The 4,264-nt window shown below is 71.6% G+C and carries 4 protein-coding genes; all 4 read left to right on the top strand.

Annotation, left to right across the window (positions count from 1 at the left end):
• The first annotated feature begins 199 nt into the window (after positions 1-199).
• The 4 genes from ACWGH4_RS32180 to galK all read left to right on the top strand — a co-directional run bounded on the left by ACWGH4_RS32180 (position 200) and on the right by galK (position 4,199).
• Positions 200-895 (top strand): helix-turn-helix transcriptional regulator, encoded by a 696-nt coding sequence (locus ACWGH4_RS32180; RefSeq protein WP_453467100.1) that lies wholly within the window; start codon positions 200-202, stop codon positions 893-895.
• Between the two features lie 186 nt (positions 896-1,081).
• Positions 1,082-2,122, top strand: a complete 1,041-nt coding sequence (gene galT / locus ACWGH4_RS32175) for a galactose-1-phosphate uridylyltransferase (protein ID WP_453467098.1) — start codon at positions 1,082-1,084, stop codon at positions 2,120-2,122.
• A complete protein-coding gene (gene galE / locus ACWGH4_RS32170) occupies positions 2,122-3,090 on the top strand; it encodes a UDP-glucose 4-epimerase GalE (RefSeq protein WP_453467096.1) in 969 nt (322 codons plus the stop codon). The genes galT and galE overlap by 1 nt, the downstream gene beginning before the upstream one ends.
• Entirely contained in the window at positions 3,087-4,199 is a 1,113-nt protein-coding gene (gene galK, locus ACWGH4_RS32165; protein WP_453467094.1) for a galactokinase, read from the top strand. Before galE ends, galK begins: the two co-directional genes overlap by 4 nt.
• Positions 4,200-4,264: the final 65 nt, after the last annotated feature.

Below are 4,264 nucleotides of genomic sequence, written 5' to 3'. Positions count from 1 at the left end.
GGGCCGGGCCGCGGTCGTACCGCGACCCTCTTCCTGACGCCTGCTCTCAAGTGGCCCTGTTTGGTGAAGAATTCGGCATTCCGGGGGGCTTCTGCCGAGTTAGGGGCGCGCAATGTCGAACAAGCGTGTACCTTGCCGGGACTGACGGGGTAGCCGTGGACGGCCGGGGGGCCGACTCCAGCGGGACGGGGGTTGCTCGATGGGCGTTCGGCTCATGGTGGTCGACGACCACAGGCTGCTCGCGGAGGCGCTCGCCTCCGCGCTGAAACTGCGCGGGCACCGGGTGCTCGCGGCGGCGGCGCCCGCGGCCGGAGCAGCCGAGCTGGTGATAGCCAGGGCCCCGGAGGTGTGCCTGCTGGGCACGGCGACGCCCGCGGAGCCCGGCGCCTTCGACCCGGTCGTCCGCATCAAACGGGAACGGCCGCAGGTGGCCGTCGTGGTCCTCGGACCGGTCCCCAGCCCGCGCGGTATAGCGGCGGCGTTCGCCGCCGGGGCATCCGGATACGTGCGCCACGACGAGCGCATCGAGGGCGTGGAGCGGGCGCTGGTGAAAGCGCGGTCGGGAGAGGCGGTGGTGGCGCCGCTGCTGCTCCAGGGCGCGTTCGCCGAGCTGCTCAACCCGGTCGCCCAGCCGGACGACGAGGGCCAGCGGCTGCTGCAACTGCTGACGCCGCGCGAGGTGGAGGTGCTGGTGCGGGTCGCGGAGGGCGAGGACACCAGGCTGATCGCCGTCGGCATGGGGATCGCGCCGAGCACGGCCCGCACCCATGTGCAGCGGGTGCTGATGAAGCTGGGCGTGGGCTCCCGGCTGGAGGCGGCGGCGCTCGCCGCCCGTACGGGTCTGCTGGACCGCGCGGCGTACGGGACTCCGTCCGGTCCCGGCGCGGCCTACTAGGGCCCGGCGGGCCGTCAGGCCGGTCTGCGGGGACACGCCCCTGGCCGAGCGCATCTCTTGATGTCTTTTGTTTGCTGCTGCGGGCTGCCCGGGCAGGGCCGGCCTGCGGTCACCCATTGACCGCGCTGTTGAGTTGTGATTTCTTGTGTTCGGTTATGTTGGATAGGAGTGGTGAGGGAGCTCCGTGTGAAGAAGACGTCGACCCGGCTCGCCGACGGTCGTGAGCTGCTCTACTACGACGCGCGCGACGACGCCGTCCGCGACGCCGTCGACCTCCGGCCTCTCGACGCCGTCTCCACCACGGCCGAGATCCGGCACGACGTGCTGCTCGGGGACCGGGTCGCCATCGCCTCCCACCGTCAGGGCCGCACCTACCACCCGCCCGCCGACGAGTGCCCGCTGTGCCCCTCGCGCGACGGCCGCCTCAGCGAGATCCCGGCAGCCGACTACGACGTCGCCGTCTTCGAGAACCGCTTCCCTTCGCTGGCCGGCGACTCGGGCCGCTGCGAGGTCGTCTGCTTCACCTCCGACCACGACGCGTCCTTCGCCGATCTCACCGAGGAGCAGGCGGCGCTCGTCCTCGAGGCGTGGACGGACCGCACGGCGGAGCTCGCCGAACTGCCCCAGGTCAAGCAGGTCTTCTGCTTCGAGAACCGCGGAGCCGAGATCGGCGTCACGCTCGGACACCCGCACGGGCAGATCTACGGCTACCCCTTCGTGACCCCGCGCACCGAGCTGATGCTCCGCTCGCTGGCCGCCCACCGGGCCGCGACCGGCCGCAACCTCTTCGACGACCTCGTCCGGCGCGAGCGCGAGGAGGGGGTGCGGGTGGTGCTGGAGGGCGAGCACTGGATCGCCTTCGTGCCGTACGCGGCGCACTGGCCGTACGAGGTGCACCTCCACCCGAAGCGGCGGGTGCCGGACCTCCGGGCACTGGACGACGCGGCCCGCACGGAGTTCCCACAGATCTATCTGGAACTCTTGAGACGCTTCGACCGGATCTTCGGGCCCGGCGAACCGCCCACGCCGTACATCGCCGCCTGGCACCAGGCGCCGTTCGAAGGCGAGGGAAGGGACGCCTTCGGTCTCCATCTCGAGCTTTTCACCATCCGCCGCACTTCCGGCAAGCTGAAGTTCCTCGCCGGTTCCGAATCCGGTATGAGCGTGTTCATCAACGATGTGCCGCCGGAGGCCGCGGCGACGCGATTGCGAGAGGTAGCGAGCTAGTGAGCAAGAAGTACCTGGTCACAGGTGGTGCGGGATACGTCGGCAGTGTCGTGGCACAGCACCTTCTGGAGGCCGGTCACCAGGTGACCGTGCTCGACGACCTCTCCACCGGATTCCGCGAAGGGGTGCCCGCGGGCGCCGGGTTCATCGAGGGCCGCATCCAGGACGCCGCCCGCCACCTGGACGCCTCGTACGACGGAGTGCTGCACTTCGCGGCCTTCTCCCAGGTCGGCGAGTCCGTCGCCCGGCCGGAGAAGTACTGGGCGAACAACGTCGGTGGCACGATGGAACTGCTCGCGGCCATGCGCTCGGCGGGCGTGCGCACACTGGTCTTCTCCTCCACCGCCGCCACCTACGGCGAGCCGGTCTCCACCCCCATCACCGAGTCCGACCCGACCGCGCCCACCAGCCCCTACGGCGCCACCAAGCTCGCGGTCGACCACATGATCACCGGTGAGGCGGCGGCCCACGGTCTCGCTGCCGTCTCACTGCGGTACTTCAACGTCGCCGGGGCCTACGGCGCGTACGGCGAACGCCACGACCCCGAGTCGCACCTGATCCCGCTGGTGCTCCAGGTCGCCCTCGGCCGGCGCGAGTCGATCTCCGTGTACGGCGACGACTACCCGACCCCGGACGGCACCTGCGTCCGCGACTACATCCACGTCGCGGACCTGGCGGAGGCCCATCTCCTCGCGCTCGACGCCGCCACCGTCGGCGAACATCTGATCTGCAACCTCGGCAACGGCAACGGTTTCTCGGTGCGCGAGGTCATCGAGACCGTACGGGAGGTCACCGGTCACCCGGTGCCCGAGGTGGTCGCGGAGCGACGGGGCGGCGACCCCGCCGTCCTGGTCGCCTCCGCCGCCAGGGCCCAGGAACGCCTGGGCTGGAAGCCGAGCCGTGCCGATCTGGCCGGCATCGTGTCCGACGCCTGGGCATTCGCCCGCGGGAGGGAGAACGGGTCATGAGTTCCACGGGCGAGGGTGTGTGGGCGGCACCCGGCAGGGTGAACCTCATCGGTGAACACACCGATTACAACGACGGTTTCGTGATGCCCTTCGCGCTTCCGCACACCACGGTGGCGACCGTGTCGCGCCGCGACGACGGCGTACTGCGGCTGACCTCCACGGACATGGACGGCGGCCCGGTCGAACTGCGCGTCGACGACCTCGCCCCCGGCGGCCCCGGCGGCTGGACCGACTACCCGGCGGGCGTCGTCTGGGCGCTGCGCGACGCCGGCCACCGGGTCGGCGGCGCCGACATCCACTTCGAGTCGACCGTGCCCACCGGCGCCGGGCTCTCCTCGTCCGCGGCGATCGAGGTCGTCACCGCCCTCGCCCTGAACGACCTGTACGAACTGGGCCTGGAACGCCCGCGCACGGCCCGCCTGTGCCAGCGCGCGGAGAACGTCTACGTCGGCGCCCCGACGGGCATCATGGACCAGACCGCCTCCGCCTGCTGCACCGAGGGCCATGCCCTGTACCTGGACACCAGGGACCTCTCCCAGCGGCAGATCCCCTTCGACCTGGCCGCCCACGGGCTCGAACTCCTCGTCGTGGACACCCGGGTGAAGCACGCCCACAGCGATGGTGAGTACGGCAAGCGGCGCGCCGGCTGCGAGGCGGGAGCGGCGGCGCTGGGGGTGAACGCCCTGCGGGACGTCCCGTACGACGCGCTGGACGAGGCCCTCGGCCGGCTCGACGACCCGGAAGTGCGCGCGCTGGTCCGGCACATCGTCACCGAGAACCACCGGGTGGAGCGGGTGATCTCCCACCTGGAGGCCGGCGAGGTCAGGGCCATCGGCCCGGTGCTGACCGAGGGGCACGCCTCGCTGCGTGACGACTTCCGGGTCTCCTGCCTGGAGTTGGACCTGGTCGTCGACACGGCGCTGGCGGCCGGCGCGCTGGGGGCCCGGATGACGGGCGGCGGTTTCGGCGGGTCGGCGATCGTCCTGACGGAGACGTCCGCCTCGCCGCTGGTGGCGAAGTCCGTCGAAGAGGCCTTCGCGGCGGCCTCGCTGGAGCAGCCGCGCGTCTTCACCGCCGTCCCGTCCGCGGGGGCCCGCCGGCTGTCCTAGAGGCGGAACTTGGAGGAAGCCCGGCCGGGAGCAACTCGGGGCGGGCCGGGCGACCAGGGGTGCGC

The organism is Streptomyces sp. NPDC054847 (assembly GCF_053610925.1).
The sequence above is the reverse complement of the archived record's forward strand: the minus strand, read 5'-3'. Positions and strand labels throughout refer to the sequence as shown.